Raw genomic sequence first — 19,557 nt, forward strand, 5'->3', positions numbered from 1 at the left:
TGATTGCCACACCTCCGGAGGATCTGGCCATGCAGCCCGCCCAGCCTGTGCGGCGTCCGCTCCGCGTCGCCGTCATCGCGGTGCCGCCCGCGTCGATGTTCAACCTCGCCATCCCCGAGATGCTGTTCGGGAACGTCGCGTTCGACGACGGGCCCGGGTACGAGACGGTGATCTGCACCCCGGACCCCGGCCCGGTCACCACCAGCGGCGGCCTCGACCTGTACGTGCCGCGCGGCCTGGAGGCGGTGGAGGACGCGGACACCGTCATCGTCGCGGGCACCGGCTCCCGCGAGAACCCCGATCCCCGGGTGGTGGACGCACTCCGGCGCGCCGCCGCCGCGGGCACGCGCATCGCGTCGATCTGCTCGGGCGCGTTCGTCCTCGCGGCCGCCGGTCTCCTCGACGGCCGCGCCGCGACGACGTACTGGCGGCTCTCGCGCGAGCTCGCCGAGCGGTTCCCCGCCGTGGACCTCCGCGGGGACGTGCTCTTCGTCGACGAGGACGGCGTCGCGACGTCGTCCGGGTACGCGGCCGGCATCGACCTGTGCCTGCACCTGATCCGCACCGACTACGGCGCCGCCGTCGCCAACGAGGTCGCCCGGCTCGCGCTCGTCGCGCCCGTGCGTCCGGGCGGCCAGACCCAGTTCACCCTGACCCCGCTGCCGCCCGAGCGCGGCGCCACCTGTGCCGACACCCGCGGCTGGGCCATGCGCCACCTGGACCGGCCGCTCACCCTCACCGACCTGGCCCGGCACGCGGGCGTCAGCGTCCGCACCCTCACCCGGCGGTTCCACGCCGAGAGCGGTGTCAGCCCGCTGCAGTGGCTGCTGCACCAGCGCATCGAGCGCGCCAAGGAGCTGCTGGAGACCACCGAACTCCCCATGGACCAGGTCGCCCGCGCCTGCGGCCTCGGCACCGCCGACTCGCTGCGCAAGCACCTGGTCCGCCGCACCGGCCTCACCCCGAGCGCCTACCGCGCCACCTTCAACCACCTCGCGACCGGGGGCCGCGCGCCCGCGTCCTCGGCAGCGTGACCGGTCAGTGCCCGCCCCGGGGCTCCACGCAGCCGCCCTCCATGTACGGCCCGTGCACCTCGACCGAGAGCGGCGGCCCCACCCGGCCGCTGACGCAGGGCCCGGCGCCGGGCACGAACACCGCGAAGCCGAGTCCGGTGCCGGAGCCGTACGTCTGGACGTCGTCCGCCGTGTACCCGAGCTTCTCCAGCGCCGCCCGCAGCTCGCCCTCGGTGCGTACGCCATCGACGCCCCCGCCGATGCGCTCGGCATGCGCGCGTCCCCGGCACGCGGCCCGGGCGCCGAGCGGAAGCCGCTGCTTGAAGGCGTGGTTCTCCGCGTACTTCTGCGCCTCGGGGCTGAGCGGCTCCCTGCTCGTGGACGCGCTGGGGGAGGGGCTTACCGAGAGCCCGGCGCACCGGGTGGCGAGGCCCGGGAACAGCCGGTCGTGCCGGGCGTCGGGGCCCTCGGAGGCGGCGGAGGGCGCCGGCGGACTCACCACGGCGCTACCGCCGGACCCGCCCGCACCCCCGGCCCCGGTGACGCGCTCGGCCCCGCACCCGGCGACCAGCAGCGACAGACAGACGGCACCGGCGGCGCCCAGCAGACGTATCGATCTCACGCGGGACGACTCCCCTTCCTCTCGAGGCACACGGGGCGGACGCCCGGTCACAGCTCGGCGTGGTGCCGTGAGCCTTCCCACCAAGCGGGTGGGACCCGGCGGGCGGGAACCTCGAAGACGAGTTCACGACCGTCCTCCTCGTCCCACTGCTCTCCGACCTCGACGAAGCCGAAGCCCGCGATCGTGGCCAGGGACGCCACGTTATCGGGACCGATCGTCGCCCGCACCGTCGTGACCGCAGGTTCGGCCGCCGCCCGGCGGAGCAACTCGATCAGCGTGGACCGGGCGTACCCCTGGCGCCGGAATGCGGGAGCGACGGAGTAGCCGATCTCCACCATGCCGGTCTCGTCGGGCGGTCCGTGGAACCCGGCATGTCCGACGACGAGACCCTCGTCGCCGACGACCGCCTGTCGCACCATCCACCGCGCCCGGCCGGGATCGGCGGCCATCTGGTCGAGCCGGAACCGCCAGAGCCACCGCGCCCTGTCGGTCAGGAAGTACTCGGTCAGCGGAACCCCGGCCACCCTGCCGGCTTCGGACAGGTCACCGTCGAGCAGGGCGGACATCGCCCCACCGGACAGCTCGACGAAACGTACGCACTTCGGGCTCCGCGTGAACGGTCCCCCGCCATCGGCTGCATCTCTCACCCGCGGATGCTCGCCGACCAGGGTGACGGGCGTCCAACCGTTTTGCAGCGGCCCACCGGACCCGGAGCCCCGAGGCCCGGCCCCGCGGCGCGCCGACGGGCGTGCTCCGGCTCACACCGCCCGCTCCGTGGAATGAGCCGCTACCCCGGAGCGTTCAGGTGCTGGGCGGAGGTGGCCTCCGCACCGTACCGCCTGGTTCGCGTGATGACCTCGGAGGAAGAGAAGAAGATGCGCGTCGAGATCTGGAGCGACATCGCATGCCCCTGGTGCTACGTCGGCAAGGCGCGCTTCGAGAAGGGGCTCGCGGCCTTCGCGCACCGGGAGGAGATCGAGGTCGTGCACCGGTCCTTCGAGCTCGACCCGCACCGCGCCAAGGGTGACGTCGAGCCGGTCGTCGGCATGCTGATGAGGAAGTACGGCCGCAGCCGCGAGGAGGCCGCGGCGATGGAGGAGCAGGTGGCCGCCACGGCGCGCGGTGAGGGGCTGCCGTACGACACGGCCGGGCGGATGGCCGGCAGCACCTTCGACGTCCACCGCCTCCTCCACCTCGCCAAGGCCCGCGGCCGCCAGAGCGAACTGCTCGACCTCGCCTACCGGGCCAACTTCGCGGGCGAGGGTTCCGTGTACGACCTCGAGTCCCTCGCGCGGCTCGGCGTCGAGGCGGGCCTCGCGGAGGAGGAGGTCCGCGAGGTGCTGGCGGACGCGACGGTGTACGCCGACGACGTGCGCGCCGACGAGGAGGAAGCCGCCCGGCTCGGGGCGACGGGCGTCCCCTTCTTCGTGCTCGACCGCCGCTACGGCGTCTCCGGCGGCCAGCCCGCCGAGGTGTTTACCCGCGCCCTGGAGCAGGCCTGGCAGGGGCGCGCCCTCCAGCCGCTCGGCCCCGCCGGTGACGACGAGGGCGCGGCGGCGTGCGGTGTCGACGGCGCGTGCGAGGCGGAGGCTCCGAGCCGTCCATAAGGATTGCTAAGAGGTAGCGCGCAAACATACGCAATTGACGAGAGATCAGGTCGGCGGTGAGGGTGGGGGCATGGAAAACCCCCTCGGAGGCGCCGAGTTCGCGCCCGCGCAGACCTACCTGAACACCTCCACCTCCGGGCTGCTGCCCCGCCGGGCCGTCGACGCCGTCACGGCGCTCGCCGAGCAGAACGCCGCCGGGCGGCCGGACGGGCCCGGCAGCTTCGAGGTGGTGGACGGCGCGCGGCGGCGTTACGCACGGCTCGTCGGCGTGGCGGCGGACCGGGTGGCCCTCGGGGGATCGGTCGCCGTGCACGTCGCGCTGATCGCGCAGTCGCTTCCGGCGGGCGCCGAAGTGCTCTTCGTGGAGGGCGACTTCAGCTCGGTCATCACGCCGTTCACGGTGCGCGGCGACCTCAAGGCGCGGTTCGTGCCCCTGGAGGAGCTGGCCGGCGCGGTGCGGCCGGGGACCGCGCTCGTCGCCTTCTCGGCCGTGCAGTCCGCGGACGGGCGGGTCGCCGACCTCGCGGCCGTACGGGAGGCGGCGGCCGCGCACGGCGCCCGCACCCTCCTGGACGCGTCACAGGCGGCGGGCTGGCTGCCGCTGGAGGCGGGTGCGTACGACTACACCGTCGCCGGCGGCTACAAGTTCCTGCTCTGCCCGCGCGGCGCGTCCTTCCTGACGGTGAGCGAGGAGGCCCAGGAGGCCCTGGTGCCGGCCCACGCGAGCTGGGTCGCCGGCGAGGACCCGTGGACCAGCACGTACGGACCCGTCGAGCGGCTCGCCCCGACGGCGCGGCGCTACGACGAGCCGCAGTCCTTCCTCGCGTACTACGGCGCCGAGCGGTCCCTGGCCGTGCTGGAGGAGACCGGTATCGAGGCGGTCCACGCCCACGCCACGGCGCTCGCCGCCCGTTTCCGGGCCGGGCTCGCGGACCTCGGCCACGAGCCGGTCCCGGCCGGTCGCGACGGCTCGGCCGTCGTGGCGGTGCCGGGCCTCGGCGGGCGGCAGCCGGAGCTGGCGCGCGCGGGCGTCATCGTCTCCGCCCGCGCCGGCAACCTCCGGGTGTCCTTCCACCTCTACAACTCGGCCGCCGACGTCGACCGGGTGCTGGACGTGCTCTCCGCGTCCTGAATCCCCGGGGCCGGGCAGTAGCCCCCCGCCTCCCGGCACAGATTGGCCTCGACCTTCCCCAGCAGCCGGACGAGCTCGGCCCGCTCGCGCGGGTCCAGCCCGGCGAGGGTGTGGTCCTCCAGGTCGCTCCAGGCGGCGGACACCTCGGCGAGCAGCGCGCAGCTGGAGCCGGTCGCCTCGACGAGCACCGCGCGCCGGTCGGCCGGGTCGGGGGAGCGGCGGACGAACCCGGCGTGCTCCAGGCGCTGGAGCATCTTGGTGACGGTCGACGGGTCCAGGTCCACCGCCTTGATCAGCTCGGACTGGCGCACCGGGCCTCTCTCCCACAGGCACATCATCACGAACTCCTGGCCCGGGTAGATCCCGGCGGCCTTCAGGAGGCGGCCCGCGGCGATCCGGTGCAGCCGGGCCACCCGGGAGAGGGTGTGGCTGACCGGGCCGCCGCGCGCGGCGGCCGGCAACGCGTCGCTGCGGGCGGGTTCGGCCGGTCCGGCGGTCATGGCGCGTCTCCTTCGTGTGCTTCGCTCTCATTCTACCTTCACCCTTGGTCGGCCAAGGAAATGCGCTACAGTGGCGTCCGGGCAGTTAATTGGCCGACCACATAATGTGCCGCACCATGTTTCGGGAGCCTCCCCATGACCACCGCCTTCGACCCGATCGACCTCTCCGGTACGCAGCTCGCCAACCGCATAGCCATGGCGCCGATGACCCGCAGCCGGGCCACCGCCGACACCCGGGTGCCGACCGCCCTGACCGTCGAGTACTACGCCCAGCGCGCCTCGGCCGGCCTGATCATCACCGAGGGCGTCCAGCCCTCCCCGGTCGGCCAGGGCTACCCGAGCACGCCCGGCCTGCACAGCGCCGAGCAGGTCGCCGCCTGGCGCGAGGTCACCGACGCCGTCCACGCCAAGGGCGGCCGGATCTTCGCCCAGCTCATGCACGCCGGCCGCATCGGCCACCCGGCCGTGGTGGCCGACCACCCCGGCGACCTCCACCCGGTCGCCCCCTCCGCCATCCCCGCCCAGGGGCAGATCTTCACCCCCCAGGGCCTCAAGGACTTCGTCACCCCGCGCGAGCTGTCCGACGCCGAGGTACGCGCCACCATCGCCGACTTCGCCGCCGCCGCCCGCAACGCCGTGGACGCCGGCTTCGACGGCGTCGAGCTGCACGGCGCCAACGGCTACCTCATCCACCAGTTCCTCGCCCCCGGCACCAACCGCCGCACCGACGCGTGGGGCGGCTCCGTCGAGAACCGCATCCGCTTCGCGGTCGAGGTCGTCAAGGCCGTCGCCGCCCAGATCGGCCCCGAGCGCACGGGTCTGCGCGTCTCGCCCGGCAACACCTTCAACGACATCGACGAGCCCGAGCCCGAGCCCACGTACACGGCGCTGCTGCAGGCCATCGAGCCGGTGGGCATCGCCTACCTGCACGTGCTGGAGAACAGCCCGGCGAGCCGTGAGACCACGTCGGCGCTGCGCAAGCGGTTCTCCGGCACCTTCGTGCTGAACCCGCACACCGACGGTCCGACCAGCGCCGCCGATCTCGCGCTGATCGAGGACGGCACGGCCGACGTCCTCGCCTTCGGGGCGCTGTTCATCGCCAACCCGGACCTGCCGGCCCGGCTGAAGGCGGGCGGCCCGTACAACACCCCGGACACGTCCACCTTCTACGTCGGCGACCACCGCGGCTACACCGACTATCCGGCGCTGACCGCCTGAGACCCACGGGCCTGAGACCCACGGAGGGGCGGGACCGCCCGGCGGTCCCGCCCCTTCCCGTACGCCCGTACCGGCATCAGCCCGCCGGCGTCACCGCACCGGCGTCACCGCACCGGTGTGAAGTCCCGCGCGCCGATGAACTCCGGCCGGCGCACCGGCGCCGCGAACGGCTCCACCGCGGTGTTCTCCACGCTGTTGAAGACGATGAAGACGTTGCTGCGCGGGAACGGCGTGATGTTGTCGCCCGAGCCGTGCATGCAGTTGCAGTCGAACCAGGTCGCCGACCCCGCCCGGCCCGTGAACAGCCGGATGCCGTGCGCGTCCGCGAACTTGGTCAGCGCCTCGTCCGACGGCGTGCCCGCGTCCTGCATCTGCAGCGACTTCTTGTAGTTGTCCTTCGGTGTGGCACCCGCACAGCCGAGGAACGTCTTGTGCGATCCCGGCATGATCATCAGGCCGCCGTTGGTGTCGTGGTTCTCGGTCAGCGCGATCGACACGGACACCGTCCGCATCCGCGGCAGCCCGTCCTCCGCGTGCCAGGTCTCGAAGTCCGAGTGCCAGTAGAACCCCGAGGCGCCGAAGCCCGGCTTCACGTTGATCCGCGACTGGTGGACGTACACGTCCGAGCCGAGGATCTCCCGCGCCCGTCCCACCACGCGCTCGTCGCGCACGAGACCCGCGAACACCTCGCTGATCTTGTGGACCTCGAACACCGACCGTACGTCCTGGGACTTCGGCTCGACGATGGAGCGCTCGTCGGCGCGCACGGCGGGATCGGCGATCAGCCGCTCCAGCTCCGCGCGGTAGACGGAGACCTCGTCGTCCGTGATCAGCTGGTCGACCGCGAGGAAGCCGTCCCGCTCGTACGACCGGAGCTCCGGGGTCACGGTGCCCCACACCACCGGGTCCTGGCGGGGCGTCATCACCTCGGAGGCGCCCCGGGTCGGGTACAGGTCCTGCACAGCGGTCATCGTCATGGTGTCAGCCCTCCTCGGTGAGCAGCGGATAGACGCCGTTCTCGTCGTGGTCCTCCCGTCCGGTGACGGGAGGGTTGAAGACGCACACGCACCGGAAGTCGGTCTTGGGGCGCAGGGTGTGCCGCTCGTGGCCGTCGAGCAGGTACATGGTCCCCGGCTCGATCCAGTGCGTCTCGCCCGTCTCGTGGTCGGTCAGCTCGGCCTCGCCCTCGACGCACAGGACGGCCTCGATGTGGTTCGCGTACCACATCGACGTCTCGGTCCCGGCGTACAGCACGGTCTCGTGCAGGGAGAAGCCGACCTTCTCCTTGGCGAGCACGATGCGTTTGCTCTCCCAGGTGCCGGACGCGGCCTTCACGTGGCGGTCGGTGTTCTCGATGTCCTTCAGTGAGCGGACGATCAACTCGCCGTTCCTTTCGCGTGGGGGTGTGGCGGCGTGGGGGGCGTTCAGGCGGTTTCGCGGACGGCTCGGGCCAGCGTGCGCAGCCCCTCGTCGAGCTCGTCGGGCGTGATGGTCAGCGGCGGCAGCAGCTTGACCACCTCGCTCTGCGGCCCCGAGGTCTCCAGCAGCAGCCCGAGCTCGAAGGCGCGCTTGCAGACCCGGCCCGCCCGCGCCTTGTCGGCGAACTCCATGCCCCAGACCAGGCCGCGGCCCCGGTAGTGGGCGCCGTGGGCGGAGTTCTCGTCGCAGATCGTCAGCAGTGCCTGCTCGACCTGCTCGCCGCGCGCGATGGTCTGCTTCTCCATCTGGCCGTCGGCCCAGTACGTGTCCAGCGCGGCGGTGGCGGTCACGAAGGCCGGGTTGTTGCCGCGGAAGGTGCCGTTGTGCTCGCCCGGGCTCCACACGTCGAGCTCCGGCATGAAGAGGCAGAGCGACATGGGCAGCCCGTACCCGCTGATCGACTTCGACAGGGTGACGATGTCCGGCGTGATGCCCGCCTCCTCGAAGGAGAAGAAGGCACCCGTGCGGCCGCAGCCCATCTGGATGTCGTCGACGATGAGCAGCATGTCCTGGCGGTCGCACAGCGCCCGCAGCGCCCGCAGCCACTCGGGCCGGGCCACGTTGATGCCGCCCTCGCCCTGGACGGTCTCCACGATCACGGCGGCCGGCTTGTTCAGACCCGACCCCTGGTCCTCCAGCAGCCGCTCGAACCACAGGAAGTCCGGGACCCGCCCGTCGAGGTAGTTGTCGAACGGCATGGGTGTGCCGTGCACCAGCGGGATGCCGGCCCCGGCCCGCTTGAAGGCGTTGCCGGTCACGGCCAGCGAACCGAGCGACATGCCGTGGAAGGCGTTGGTGAACGACACGATCGACTCGCGGCCCTTCACCTTGCGGGCCAGCTTCAGCGCCGCCTCGACGGCGTTCGTCCCGGTCGGGCCCGGGAACATCACCTTGTACGGCAGGTCGCGCGGCCGCAGCACGACGTTCTGGAACGACTCCAGGAAGGCGCGCTTGGCCGTGGTCGCCATGTCCAGCCCGTGGGTGATGCCGTCACGCTCCAGATAGTCGAGGAGCGCCCGTTTCAGCACGGGGTTGTTATGGCCGTAGTTGAGTGAGCCGGCCCCGGCGAAGAAGTCCAGGTACGTGTGCCCGTCCTCGTCCGTGAGGCGGGCGCCCTGGGCGCGGTCGAAGACGGCGGGCCAGCCGCGGCAGTAGCTGCGTACCTCGGATTCCAGGGTCTCGAAGACGCTGAGGGCGGGCGGGGTGATGGTCACGACGGTCTCCTCGGAAAGGGGTGGGGGTCTCGGGTCTCAGGCGGCGATCGGGCTGATGCGGTAGAGCACCTCGGGCAGGTGCGTGCCCTCGGGGAACAGTCCTCCGTCGAAGAGGACCTCGCGCTCCACGGAGGCGCCCCGGCGCTCGGCGTACGAGGTGAAGAGCCGCTCGGACGCGGTGTTGTCCGGGGTGATCGTCGTCTCGACGGTGTGGATCCCGCGCCCGGCGAGGCGCGTGGTCAGCGCGTCCAGCAGGACACCGGCCAGGCCACGGCCGCGGTGGGCGTCGTCGACGGCGACCTGCCAGACGACGAGGGTCCCCGGCCGCTCGGGCCGGATGTAGCCGGTGACGAAGGCGATCGGCTCACCGTCCGCCCGGCGCGCCACCAGGGAGGTGCCGGCGAAGTCCCGGCACCACAGCAGGTAGCTGTACGAGGAGTTGAGGTCGAGGACCTTGGAGTCGCGGGCTATGCGCCATATCGCGGCTCCGTCCTCGACGCGGGGAGCGTCGACTTCCAGGAATTCGTTTCGGGCACGTGCAACATCTGCTTGCGCGGCGGTCATGCGAATGCAACTTACCCAGCAAATTCTGAAAATGCATGGCCGCGAGGGGTTGGCTGGCCGCACCTCATGTGTTATTCGCGCGGGTGCGGCCTCGCCCCTTTTGACCTGCTATTACCCCCGCAAATCAGACACTCTGTGGACTCGGTCACACCTTGATCACGACCCGGAAATCAGCTTGTTTAACCTTTCGGAAACCGGGCAGAAGAATGCGGGAAGCTACCCCCGAATAACTTACCAATTTCCCCCCGCAAAATGGACGTCGTATTCCCTTTGCCTGGGCAGCAGGCTCTCCCAGCGGTCCTCGCCGCGCGCGATCCGCCCCAGCGCCCGGAAGTACCCGAACCGCTCCACTCCGGGCGTGAGCACCGCCAGCAGGTCCGCCCCCCCGGTCCGGCGCCGCGCGGAACGCGTGCGTCAGCCCCGGCGGCACCACCACGAGGTCGCCCGCCGTGACGGTCCTCACGTCCGCGTCGAGCAGCACCTCCAGCGCGCCGCCCAGCACGTAGAGGAGCTCCGTCGACCGCAGGTGCCGGTGCGGCTTCGCGCCGTCGGCTCCGGGCGGCAGCGTCAGCCGGTTCACCCCCGCCGCGCCGCCGTCCACCAGCAGCCGGAACACCGCCCCCGAGGGCAGCTCCACCGTCTCCGCCGCGCGCTCCCACACCACCGTCTGAGTCATTCCCGCTCCCTTCTCCGTACGTCCGGGTTCCAGTACATGGCGGGAAGAAGACGTGACCAAGAAGCGGTTGACCAGCACAGTGATCATCAAAGGTGATGGGTGGGGGGACCAGGGTGGAACTGCGTCAGCTGGAGTACTTCGTCGCGGTCGCCGAGGAGCTCGGATTCGGCCGGGCCGCCGAGCGGCTGCACATCGTCCAGGCCTCGGTGAGCCAGCAGATCGCCCGCCTGGAACGGGAGCTCGGCCTGCGGCTCTTCGACCGCTCCACCCGGCACGTACGCCTCACCTCCGCCGGCGAGCGGCTGCTGCCCGAGGCCCGTGCCGCGCTGGCCGCGGCCGAGCGGGTCCGGCGCACCGCGGCCGGGGTCGCCGCCGGTACGGAGGGCCTGATCCGGCTCGGCACCACCCGCGCGTTCGCCGACCGCGTCTACCGCGCGCTCGACACGCTGGCCGCCCGCCGCCCGGGGCTCCGCGTCCGCCTGGAGCGCGCGCCGCAGGAGGCCCGGCTCGCGGCCGTGCGCTCCGGCATCTTCGACGCCGCGCTCGTCCGCACCGTGCGCCAGGCCGAGGGCGTCGCGCTGCACCCGCTGTGGTCCGACCCGCTGATCGCGGCGCTCCCCGCCACGCACCCGCTCGCGGCCGCCGACGTGCTGAGCCTCGACTCCCTCGCGCACCTGCCCCTGCGGCTGGCGCCCCGGGCCGCGAACCCGGCCTTCCACGACCTGGTCACGTCCGCGCTTCCCCGGGTGACGCCGGGGCCGCCGTTCACCACGCTCCAGGACACCCTCACCGACCTGGCGTCCGGCCCGGAGCCGTCGTGGACGCTGTTCTACCCGGTGGGCAGCCTTCCCCCGACCACCCGGGTGGTCTTCCGCGCGCTCCCGGCCCTCACGGTCCCCGTCTCCCTGGCCACGCCACCGGGCCCGCCGTCCCCGGCGCTCCGGGCCCTCCTGGAGGCCCTGACGGCCGGAGCCGCCCGCCCCGCCCCCTGACGGGGGCGCAGCCCTCGGGCCTCCGGGCAGGCGACCCTCGTACCTCCTAGCCCCAAGCCTCCGCGGCAGCGGCCCGCGCCGCCTCCACGTCCACCGCCGCGCCCGCCTCCCGGAGCGCCGACGCCAGCGCCGCCAGCGACGCGTCGACGACGTCCCGCGAGGCATCGGGGCCGTAGTGGTTCACGCGGATCATCTCCTTCGCGAGCGCGCCCCCGCCCGCGACCAGCGGTACCGACGGGTCGTGGGCCAGCGCCGCGCGCACGAGGGCCGAGGCGTCCGCGCCGGCCGGCACGCGCAGCGTCGTGGCGACCGGCGCCGCGTCGCGCGCCTCGTGCACGTACGGCTCCAGCCCGCCGCCGAGCGCCAGAGCCCCCGCGCGGGTGGCGGCCGCCGCCGAGGCGTGACGGCCCGTCACCGCATCGAGCCCGTCCGCCTCGATGCGCTCCAGGCACGCCTCCAGCGCCAGCATCTCCAGCTGCGCGGGCGCATGCAGGAGCGCCCGGCGCCCGCCGTCGATCCAGCGCTCCTTCCAGTCGAGGAGCGAGAGGTACGAGCGGCGCGGGGCGCGCGGGTTGGCCGCGAACCGCTCCCAGGCACGTGCGCTCACCGACACCGCCGAGACCCCGGCCGGGCCGCCCATCGCCTTCTGGGCGCCGATGACGCACAGGTCCACGCCTCACGCGTCCGGCAGCAGCGGCTCGGCGCCCACCGAGGCGACGGCGTCGAGCATGAACAGCGCGCCGTGCGCCCGTACGACCTCGCCGATCTCCGCGACCGGGTTGGTGTTGCCGGTCGCGGCCTCCGCGTGCACGAGCGAGACGAAGTCGATCTCGGGGTGCCGCTCCAGCGCCTCGGCGATCTGCCCGGCGGTGACCGCCGTGTGGAACGGCACCTCCAGGTCGACGACGCGCGCACCGCAGTCCCGCAGCCAGTCGCCGAAGGTCTGCCCGTACGGCCCGGTGACGACGTTGAGCGCGGTGGAACCGGGCCGGGCGCCCGAGCGGATGCAGCCCTCCAGCGGCAGCAGCGCCTCGCCCTGTGTGATGACCACGTCCTGCTGGGTGGCGAGGAGCGCGGCCACGCGCCGCTCGATGGCCGCGAAGCGGTCGGCGGTCAGCGGGGGCAGGTCGAGGAGGGGATGGTTCACGACGGACAGCTCTCTTCTCGTCTTCTTCTTCGAAGTCTTCGGACTCTTCGGATTCTTCGGAATCCTCGGATCACTTCGAGACCGGCCCGCCCGAGCCTACCCACGCCCTCGTAGAGTGCTGCACATGACCAACGACGTGGTGCTGCACGTGACGGGACGGGTGCTCGTCGGTCCTGAGGACGTACGGGACGAGCTGTGGGTGATCGACGGCCGCGTCACCTACGACCGCCCCACGGGTGCCGCCGCCGCGGACGTCCGCACCGTCACCGGCTGGGCGCTGCCAGGCCTCGTCGACGCGCACTGCCACGTCGGCCTGGACGCCCACGGCGCCGTCGACGAGGCGACCAGCGAGAAGCAGGCGCTCACCGACCGGGACGCGGGCACGCTGCTGATCCGCGACGCCGGTTCACCGGCGGACACCCGCTGGATCGACGACCGCGACGACCTGCCGAAGATCATCCGCGCGGGCCGGCACATCGCCCGCACCCGCCGCTACATCCGCAACTACGCGCACGAGATCGAGCCCGCCGACCTCGTCGCGTACGTCGCCCGCGAGGCGCAGCGCGGCGACGGCTGGGTGAAACTGGTCGGCGACTGGCTCGACCGTGAGAAGGGCGACCTGGGCGCCTGCTGGCCGCGCGCCGAGGTGGAGGCGGCGATCGCGGAGGCGCACCGGCTGGGTGCGCGCGTGACGGCCCACTGCTTCGCGGAGGAGTCGCTGCGGGACCTCGTCGAGGCGGGCATCGACTGCGTCGAGCACGCGACGGGCCTCACCGAGGAGACCATCCCGCTCTTCGCCGAGCGCGGCGTCGCGATCGTCCCGACGCTCGTCAACATCGCGACGTTCCCGAAGCTCGCGTCCGGCGGCGAGGCGAAGTTCCCGCGCTGGGCGGACCACATGCGCAGGCTGCACGAGCGTCGCTACGACACGGTACGGGCGGCGTACGACGCGGGCGTCCCGGTCTTCGTCGGCACCGACGCGGGCGGCTCGCTGGCGCACGGCCTGGTCGCCGCGGAGGTCGCGGAGCTGGTCAAGGCGGGCATCCCGCCGCTCCACGCGCTGTCGGCGACGGCGTGGGGAGCGAGGGCGTGGCTGGGGCGCCCGGCCCTGGAGGAGGGCGCCCCGGCGGACCTGGTGGTCTACGAGGAGGACCCGCGCGCGGACGTCCGTGTCCTGGCGGCGCCGCGCCGCGTGGTCCTCAACGGCCGCGTCGTCGGCTAGGGCCTGAAGAACAGCAGCCGGGCGCGCTTCTCCGCGATGTGCACCTCCGGCAGCACGACCTCCGGCAGGACCACCTCCGGGCCCAGCTCGAACCCGTTGCGCACGAGCAGCGCGATGGCCTTGTCGTTCGCGGCGTCCGGCTCGGCGACGATCCGCCGGTGGCCGGTGAGCGCGTACGCGACGAGGACGGAGACCAGCCGGGACGAGAAGCCGGGCTCCGGCGTACGGGCGGGGGCGAGCAGCAGGTGCACGCCGATGTCGCCGGGCTCGACGTCGTAGCACTCGCTGACGCGGTCGGCCTCGGGCTCGTACGTCTGGAAGAGCGCGACGGGCTCGCCGTCCCGGTACGCCAGGAACCCGTGGTGCGTGGTGAGCGAGTTGAGGTGCGCGTAGATCTCGCGTACGTCGTCGACCGTGGCGTCCCGCATGCCCCAGAACCGTGCCCGCTCCTCGCTGACCCAGGAGTGGAGGAGCTCCGCGTCCCGGTCGGGGTCGATGTGGAGGAGCCGGACGGTCCCGAAGCCGTCGAGGGTGCGCTCGTACACGCAGTCGGTGTCAGTGGTGGTCATGCCGCTCCTCGGTGAGCTGGTTCCAGTCGGTGATGACGGGGGCGAGGTCGCCCCGCAGCCACAGGGGCAGCTGGTCGCGCTGGTGCGGGTCGCCGGGGACGCCGGAGGCGCCGAAGGGCACCACCCAGAGGCTGTTCTCGCGCCGGGCCAGGTCCCACACGTAACGGGCGGCGGGGCCGCGGGCGGCGCGGTCGGTGAGGCCGGGCACGGACGACGTGGAGCACACGCAGTCGTGGTCGCCGTCCAGTGCGGGCCATGCCGTGGTGTCGTCCGGCAGCGCGGCCCACGGCGCGAGCCGGTGCGTCGCCCCCCAGGGCTCGTCGGGCACGCCGGCGCCGGCGACCGCCGCGAGCGCCTCGCGGACGATCGCCAGCCGGTCGGCCTCCGGTACGGGCCCGCCGGTGAGCAGGGTCTCCAGGGCGTAGGCGACGCGAGGCACCAGCGCCAGCCAGGGCTGGAAGAGCGCGGGGTACGCGGGCGGCGTGGCGAGTGCGGCGAGCGCGGGGTGCCGGGCGAAGCGGCGTACGACCTCGGCGCGGACGGCCGCGAACGCCGCCGCGTCCGTGCTGTCGGCGTCCATGCGGCGGTTCCAGCACAGCAGCCGGTCGCGCAGGGCGACGGCCTCGGGGTCGAGGTCGGCGGCCCCGGCGACGAGGGTGAGCAGCGGGCGCGCCGAGGCGAGGTGGGTGTCGGTGTGGACGGCGGCCATGGCGGGCCCGGTCCACTCGGCGGAGGCGTCCAGCAGCCGGGCGATGCGCCGCGCCCGGTGCGGTGGCGCGAACTCGACGCCGAGCGGCGCGGCGAGGCCGCGGGCGTTCGCCATCACGGCGACGCCGTCGACGTCCTCGCGCGGCAGCGGCGCGTGGTGTCCGGTCCACTCGTGGCCCGGCTCCCAGGCGGGTACGACGCGCAGCCGGTTGTCGGGGTGGCGCAGCGGGACGTAGCCGGCGACGCGGTGGAGCGCGCCGCCCTCGGTGTCGGCGGCCTGGACGACGTTGACGGGCTCGATCCAGCGGTCGAAGGCACGGTCGACGTCGGCGACGGTGCGGGCGGCGAGCAGCGCGGGCAGGGCGGTGAAGCCGAGCTCGCCGGTGACGCGCGGCGGGTAACGCAGGCTGACCGGGCCCTCGGCGTCCTCCGGGATGATCACGGGCCCGCGCGCGGTCTCGACGATCTCGACCTCGACCGGCTCGGCGTCCTTGACCTCGATGGTCTCGGTGTGGACGCGGGCGGGCGCCCAGCCGTCCGGGCCGAGGGCCTCGACGCCGCCGTCACCGGTGCGCCGGAGCCGCTCGCGGTACAGGTCCTGGTAGTCGGCCATGGCGTTGGTGATGGCCCAGGCGACCGAGCCGGTGTGGCCGAAATGCGCCAGGCCCGGTACGCCGGGGACGGCGAGGCCGACGACGTCGAACGCGGGGCAGGCGAGCCGGATCTGCTGGTACACGCCGGGCGCCTCGATGAAGCGGTGCGGGTCGCCCGCGATGAGCGCGGCGCCGGTGGCGGTGCGCTCGCCGGTGACGAGCCAGCCGTTGCTGCCGGAGGTGGCCGGGCCGTCGGTGGCGAAAAGCTCGACGTGCTCCTCGCCGAGGCGGCGGGCGACCGTGTCGCGCCACAGCTTGGTCGGGAAGCCGGCGAAGAGGATGTGGGTGGAGAGCCACACGGCGAGCGGCGTCCACGGCTCCCAGCGGCCGGGGGCGAGCCCGGTGGCGGCGAACTCGGGGGAGCGGCGGGCGCCTTGCGCGAGGCCGTCGTTGACGCCGTCGACGTACGCGTCGACCCAGCTGCGGGTCTGCTCGTCGAGCGCGTCGTAGCAGCGCCGCGCGGTGTCGGCGAGCAGGGCGCGCCGGGCGAAGAGGTCCCAGTCGAGGGCCTCGGCGCCGAGGAAGGCCGCCGTGGTGCCCTGGGCCCGGTGGCGCTCGACCTCCAGCTGCCAGGCGCGGTCGAGGGCGGTGGTACGGCCCTGGGCGTAGCTGAGTTCCCGCGCGTCGGCGGCGCGGAGGTGCGGGATTCCCCAGCTGTCCCGGTAGACCTCGATGCTCACTCTTGTCCCGATCTCTTTAGGTTAGGCTGCCCTAACTTAAGACATGGCTGTTCGAGAAGCAATCCGGCCACATTCGAACGTGGACGCAGAAGCCACCCCTTGGTGTGAACTCCCGTTACGTGCCTGACGTTTGACCCCCTTCACGCCAGGATTCCGGTGTCCCGCGTTGCCGCCGCACCCCACGTGTCCCCGTGGGTTCGAGGCGCGGCGACGCCTTCTCCCACTGTCTCCATGGGGAACCACCGTGAACACGACCAGAACCACCTTCCGTGGGCTCCGCCTGCCCGCCGCCACCGTCCTCGTGGCGCTCGCCGCCCTGGCCGTCCCACCGGCACCGGCGCACGCGACCGAAGCCGGCGGCCGGGCGAACGCGGCCGTCCTGCGCACCGCCCTCGACGTCTCGCTCCTGAACAAGTCCGTGAACGTCCCGCTCACCGCCACGCTCAACGCGGTCCAGGCCCCGGCGAACGGAGCCGCGGCGAACGGAGCCGCGGCGAACGGAGCCCCGGTGAGCGCCGAGAAGACCGCGCTCACCGTCACCCTGGACGGCGTCGACCGGGGCAGGCCCTTCACCCTGCTGCACGCGGACGCCGCCACGGCGAAGGCCACGGCGGACTCCCGCCGCGCCGAGGCCTCCACCCGCCTCGCGCGCGCCCGGCTCCACGTCCCCGGCCTGCCGCTGCTCTCCCTCGTCGAGGCCGAACAGGTCACCGCCCGCGCGGTGTGCGAGGCGGGCGAGCGCCCGGTCGCCGAGGCGAACCTCCTCGGCAAGGTGACGGTCCTCGGCAAACGGGTGACGCTCACCCCCGGCGGCCCCACACGCGTCCAGGCCCCCGGCGTCGGCGAGGTCACGCTCCACCTCTCGACGTCCGAGACCACCACCCGCACCGCCGCGGCCACCGCCCTCTCGCTCAAGGTCGCGGTGAACCCCCTCAACCTCAACGTCGCCGACGTCACGGGCACCCTGACCCTCGCCGAAGCCGCCTGCACGACCCCCCGTCCCGCCGCGCACGTCCAGCCCCAGACAGCCGCCGTGAAGCCGGCCGCCACGGTCCCCGCCCCGGCTACCACCCAGCCCGACCTCGCGGCCACGGGCGCCGGCCCGACGACCCCGTACGTCGCGGCCGGCGCCTTGGCCTTCCTGGCGGCGGGCACGGCGGCGCTGGTCACCCTCCGTCGCCGCCGACGCGCCTGACCCGCGGTTACCGGCCGGGCCGCCGGCCCCGCCGCCCCAGCCGGGCCGCCAGGCACGCCAGCACCAGGGCCGCGCCACCGGCGCAGACGGCCAGCCCGTAGACGGGGTCGCCCCCGTCCTGCGGCGCCGCGCCCCCCAGGCCGCCACGAACGCCGCGCGTCGGCTGCGCCGTGGGCGTGGCGGGCGCGGTGGGCGCGGCCGTGGCCGTCGTCGTGGGTGTGGCGGGCGCGGTGGGCGTGGGGACGCCCGCCTCCGCCCTGCTGGGCAGCGCCTCGCAGGCGATCCCGTCATCGGGCGCCGGATCGTCCTCGTCCAGCCGGTGCGGGTCGCTGGGGTCCTGGTCGTACACGGCCTGCGCCTCTTCCTGGTACGTGAAGTGGCTGCAGTCGAGAGCCTGGGCGTATGCGACGCCGGGAAGCGATACGGAAGCGGCGCCGGCCAGAAACGCGGCGGCCGCCGCGGTACGGAAGTTCATGACGAAACCTCCTCCTGGTCTTAACGACCATGGCCTATCGACCATAGGGAGGGAGGCGCCGCCCCGCCACTCCAGGGAACCGCTCAGCCACGGCCCGACGCTGTGCCCGGCGGAGCGCCCCGTTCCGGGGCGCCCCGTCCGCTCGCGCCGAGACGTCGACGGCGCCGTGACAGCGATGAGTCAGCCCTTTCCGCCGCGCGCGGTCCACGGCGCACCTCGCCGCTCGGCTCCGCACTGCGCGGCGCCCGCTTCGGGAGAGAGCCCCTCAGTGCCCCTTCGCCGCGCTCCCCGCCATCACCAGCGCCTGGTCCAGCGCCTGGAGGAACCGGTTCGTCGTCACCCGGTCGCGGACCGCGAGGCGGAGCCAGTCGGGGCCCAGGCCCGGGAAGGTGTCGCCGCGGCGGGCCGCGAAGCCGAGGGAGCGCAGGCGGTCGCGTACCGCGGCGGCGCCGGCGATACGGACCAGCACGAAGGGGCCCTGCGCGGCCGACACGGCCCGTACCTCCTCGAACTCCGCGAGGCCCGCCAGCAGATGGGCCCGGTCCGCCGCGATCCGGTGGGCCGCTTCCTCCGCCTCGGCCAGCGCCGCCGGGGAGACGCACGCCTCCGCCGCCGCCAGCGCGGGCGTGGAGACCGGCCACAGGGGCTGCGCCCGCTCCAGGGCGGCCACCGTGTCCCGGTCGGCGAGCACGTACCCGATCCGGAGGCCCGCGAGGCCCCACGTCTTGGTGAGGCTGCGCAGCACCACGAGCCCCGGTACGTCGGTGCGGCCCGCGAGAGCCTCCCGTTCGCCCGGCACCGCGTCCATGAACGCCTCGTCCACCACCAGGGTCCGCCCCGGCCGCGCCAGCCGGGCGAGGACCGAGGCGGGGTGGAGGACGGACGTGGGGTTCGTCGGGTTGCCGACCACCACCAGGTCGGCGTCCTCGGGCACCGCCGCCGGGTCCAGCCGGAAACCGTCCTCCTCGCGCAGCAGCACCCGCCGCACCTCGTGCCCCGCGTCCCGCAGCGCCGCCTCCGGCTCCGTGAACTGCGGATGCACCACCACCGGTCTTCGTGCCGGCAGTGCCCGCGCCAGCAGTACGAACGCCTCCGCCGCCCCGGCCGTCAACAGCACGCGGTCGGCGGGCAGTCCGTGCCGGGCCGCCACCGCGGCCCGCGCCGCCCGGCCGTCGGGGTAGGCGGCGAGCCCGGTCAGCGACCGGGCGATGCGCTCCCGCAGCCAGTCCGGGGGGGTGTCGGCACGGACGTTGACCGCGAGGTCGGTCAGCTTCTCGTCGCGGACCTCCGCGTCACCGTGGTGCCGCAGGTCGTGGGTCTCAGTGTCGGTATGCATGGCCGCCATGGGGGGTGGTGGGGGAGTGGGGGCGAGTCACCCCGTGGCTCATGGGGTGACTCAGGGAGTGCGTCAGGGGGTGAACGGACTTCCTGTGCGCTCCCTGTCTAAAGACTCCGGCGCCGGCCGTGCTGTCAACGCCGTTTCCCCACCCGTGTACCCGGGCACCACATTCAACAATCGCCCGCGCGCCACCGCGCACGTGACCCGAGCCGCCCGCCCGGCCGCCTTCCGCTTCGGTACGAGCAGTTCGCCGCCGCCCGCCAGCGCCGCCGCCTCCGCCACCGACGGCGTCCCGACGGCACCGCGCACGGTGTCCGACGGATGCGGTACGGCGACGCGCGCCAACTCCCGCGCCGCGTACGCCCGCAACGGCACCCCGAGCCGCGCCGCCGCCGCCACGATGCCCGGTTCGTCCGCCTTCGTATCGAGCGTGGCCAGCTCCGCCACCTCGCCCACCGGCAACCCGGCCTCCCGCAGCGTCGCCTCGATCAGCCCGAGCACCGCGTCGGCGGACACGCCCCGCCCCGCGCCCACCCCGACCACCAGACCGGC

Annotated in this window: 19 protein-coding genes and 2 pseudogenes; 7 read left to right on the plus strand and 14 right to left on the minus strand. The window is 73.7% G+C overall.

The genetic code is table 11. From position 1 onward, the window contains the following. Positions 1-29: 29 nt before the first annotated feature. Entirely contained in the window at positions 30-1,034 is a 1,005-nt protein-coding gene (locus AB0A69_RS03875) for a helix-turn-helix domain-containing protein (protein WP_361414939.1), read from the plus strand. A 4-nt stretch (positions 1,035-1,038) separates the two neighbouring features. Here AB0A69_RS03875 and AB0A69_RS03880 read toward each other — a convergent pair whose 3' ends face one another. Both AB0A69_RS03880 and AB0A69_RS03885 read right to left on the minus strand, forming a co-directional pair. Next, positions 1,039-1,635, minus strand: a complete 597-nt coding sequence (locus AB0A69_RS03880; protein ID WP_361414941.1) for a hypothetical protein — start codon at positions 1,633-1,635, stop codon at positions 1,039-1,041. Between the two features lie 47 nt (positions 1,636-1,682). Then, positions 1,683-2,201, minus strand: a complete 519-nt coding sequence (locus tag AB0A69_RS03885; RefSeq protein ID WP_361414943.1) for a GNAT family protein — start codon at positions 2,199-2,201, stop codon at positions 1,683-1,685. Positions 2,202-2,510: 309 nt separating this feature from the next. On the opposite strand from AB0A69_RS03885, the gene AB0A69_RS03890 reads away from it, so the two are divergent. Both AB0A69_RS03890 and AB0A69_RS03895 read left to right on the plus strand, forming a co-directional pair. Beyond that, positions 2,511-3,242, plus strand: coding sequence for a DsbA family oxidoreductase (locus tag AB0A69_RS03890; protein ID WP_361415219.1), 732 nt, complete (start codon positions 2,511-2,513; stop codon positions 3,240-3,242). Between the two features lie 70 nt (positions 3,243-3,312). Beyond that, positions 3,313-4,374, plus strand: a complete 1,062-nt coding sequence (locus tag AB0A69_RS03895) for an aminotransferase class V-fold PLP-dependent enzyme (protein WP_361414945.1) — start codon at positions 3,313-3,315, stop codon at positions 4,372-4,374. Here the strand turns inward: AB0A69_RS03895 and AB0A69_RS03900 are convergent. After that, the gene (locus tag AB0A69_RS03900) at positions 4,320-4,874 is read right to left on the minus strand and encodes a MarR family winged helix-turn-helix transcriptional regulator (protein ID WP_361414947.1); all 555 of its coding nucleotides are present in this window, start codon (positions 4,872-4,874) and stop codon (positions 4,320-4,322) included. The two genes, AB0A69_RS03895 and AB0A69_RS03900, sit on opposite strands and share 55 nt — an antisense overlap. A gap of 135 nt (positions 4,875-5,009) precedes the next feature. On the opposite strand from AB0A69_RS03900, the gene AB0A69_RS03905 reads away from it, so the two are divergent. After that, a complete protein-coding gene (locus AB0A69_RS03905) occupies positions 5,010-6,092 on the plus strand; it encodes an alkene reductase (RefSeq protein ID WP_361414949.1) in 1,083 nt (360 codons plus the stop codon). 104 nt (positions 6,093-6,196) lie between these two features. Here AB0A69_RS03905 and thpD read toward each other — a convergent pair whose 3' ends face one another. From thpD to AB0A69_RS03930, 5 genes are all read right to left on the minus strand, one after another. After that, positions 6,197-7,069 (minus strand): ectoine hydroxylase, encoded by an 873-nt coding sequence (gene thpD, locus AB0A69_RS03910; RefSeq protein WP_361414951.1) that lies wholly within the window; start codon positions 7,067-7,069, stop codon positions 6,197-6,199. 4 nt (positions 7,070-7,073) lie between these two features. Then, positions 7,074-7,472 carry an ectoine synthase gene (locus AB0A69_RS03915; protein ID WP_355360336.1) on the minus strand — a complete coding sequence of 133 codons (399 nt, stop codon included), beginning with the start codon at positions 7,470-7,472 and terminating at the stop codon, positions 7,074-7,076. Positions 7,473-7,516: 44 nt separating this feature from the next. Continuing rightward, positions 7,517-8,785 (minus strand): diaminobutyrate--2-oxoglutarate transaminase, encoded by a 1,269-nt coding sequence (gene ectB, locus AB0A69_RS03920; protein WP_361414954.1) that lies wholly within the window; start codon positions 8,783-8,785, stop codon positions 7,517-7,519. Between the two features lie 36 nt (positions 8,786-8,821). Beyond that, on the minus strand, positions 8,822-9,349 hold the full coding sequence (ectA, locus tag AB0A69_RS03925; protein WP_361414956.1) for a diaminobutyrate acetyltransferase: 528 nt from the start codon (positions 9,347-9,349) through the stop codon (positions 8,822-8,824). Positions 9,350-9,494: 145 nt separating this feature from the next. Then, on the minus strand, positions 9,495-10,112 hold the full coding sequence (locus AB0A69_RS03930) for a cupin domain-containing protein (RefSeq protein ID WP_361414958.1): 618 nt from the start codon (positions 10,110-10,112) through the stop codon (positions 9,495-9,497). A gap of 26 nt (positions 10,113-10,138) precedes the next feature. Between AB0A69_RS03930 and AB0A69_RS03935 the strand changes: the two genes are divergently transcribed. Continuing rightward, the gene (locus AB0A69_RS03935; RefSeq protein ID WP_361414960.1) at positions 10,139-11,017 is read left to right on the plus strand and encodes a LysR family transcriptional regulator; all 879 of its coding nucleotides are present in this window, start codon (positions 10,139-10,141) and stop codon (positions 11,015-11,017) included. Positions 11,018-11,063: 46 nt separating this feature from the next. Here the strand turns inward: AB0A69_RS03935 and AB0A69_RS03940 are convergent. Next, a pseudogene (locus tag AB0A69_RS03940) lies at positions 11,064-12,164 on the minus strand (aminotransferase class V-fold PLP-dependent enzyme). 124 nt (positions 12,165-12,288) lie between these two features. Between AB0A69_RS03940 and AB0A69_RS03945 the strand changes: the two are divergent. Next, positions 12,289-13,386 (plus strand): amidohydrolase family protein, encoded by a 1,098-nt coding sequence (locus tag AB0A69_RS03945; RefSeq protein WP_361414962.1) that lies wholly within the window; start codon positions 12,289-12,291, stop codon positions 13,384-13,386. Here the strand turns inward: AB0A69_RS03945 and AB0A69_RS03950 are convergent. Together AB0A69_RS03950 and AB0A69_RS03955 are read right to left on the minus strand one after the other, a co-directional pair. After that, positions 13,383-13,955, minus strand: a complete 573-nt coding sequence (locus AB0A69_RS03950; RefSeq protein WP_361414964.1) for a GNAT family N-acetyltransferase — start codon at positions 13,953-13,955, stop codon at positions 13,383-13,385. The two genes, AB0A69_RS03945 and AB0A69_RS03950, sit on opposite strands and share 4 nt — an antisense overlap. After that, on the minus strand, positions 13,942-15,996 hold the full coding sequence (locus tag AB0A69_RS03955) for a penicillin acylase family protein (RefSeq protein ID WP_361414966.1): 2,055 nt from the start codon (positions 15,994-15,996) through the stop codon (positions 13,942-13,944). The genes AB0A69_RS03950 and AB0A69_RS03955 overlap by 14 nt, the downstream gene beginning before the upstream one ends. A 244-nt stretch (positions 15,997-16,240) precedes the next feature. On the opposite strand from AB0A69_RS03955, the gene AB0A69_RS03960 reads away from it, so the two are divergent. After that, positions 16,241-17,191 carry an SCO1860 family LAETG-anchored protein gene (locus AB0A69_RS03960; RefSeq protein ID WP_361414968.1) on the plus strand — a complete coding sequence of 317 codons (951 nt, stop codon included), beginning with the start codon at positions 16,241-16,243 and terminating at the stop codon, positions 17,189-17,191. A 7-nt stretch (positions 17,192-17,198) separates the two neighbouring features. Here AB0A69_RS03960 and AB0A69_RS03965 read toward each other — a convergent pair whose 3' ends face one another. The 3 genes and pseudogenes from AB0A69_RS03965 to AB0A69_RS03975 form a co-directional block, all read right to left on the minus strand. Beyond that, positions 17,199-17,666, minus strand: a complete 468-nt coding sequence (locus AB0A69_RS03965; protein WP_361414970.1) for an excalibur calcium-binding protein — start codon at positions 17,664-17,666, stop codon at positions 17,199-17,201. Positions 17,667-17,931: 265 nt separating this feature from the next. Continuing rightward, entirely contained in the window at positions 17,932-19,002 is a 1,071-nt protein-coding gene (cobC, locus tag AB0A69_RS03970; protein WP_361414972.1) for an Rv2231c family pyridoxal phosphate-dependent protein CobC, read from the minus strand. 192 nt (positions 19,003-19,194) lie between these two features. Beyond that, positions 19,195-19,551, minus strand: a pseudogene (locus AB0A69_RS03975) (cobalamin biosynthesis protein); the annotation flags it as partial. Between the last annotated feature and the right edge of the window lie 6 nt (positions 19,552-19,557).

Source organism: Streptomyces sp. NPDC045431 (genome assembly GCF_040646655.1).
Classification (GTDB): Bacteria; Actinomycetota; Actinomycetes; order Streptomycetales; family Streptomycetaceae; genus Streptomyces.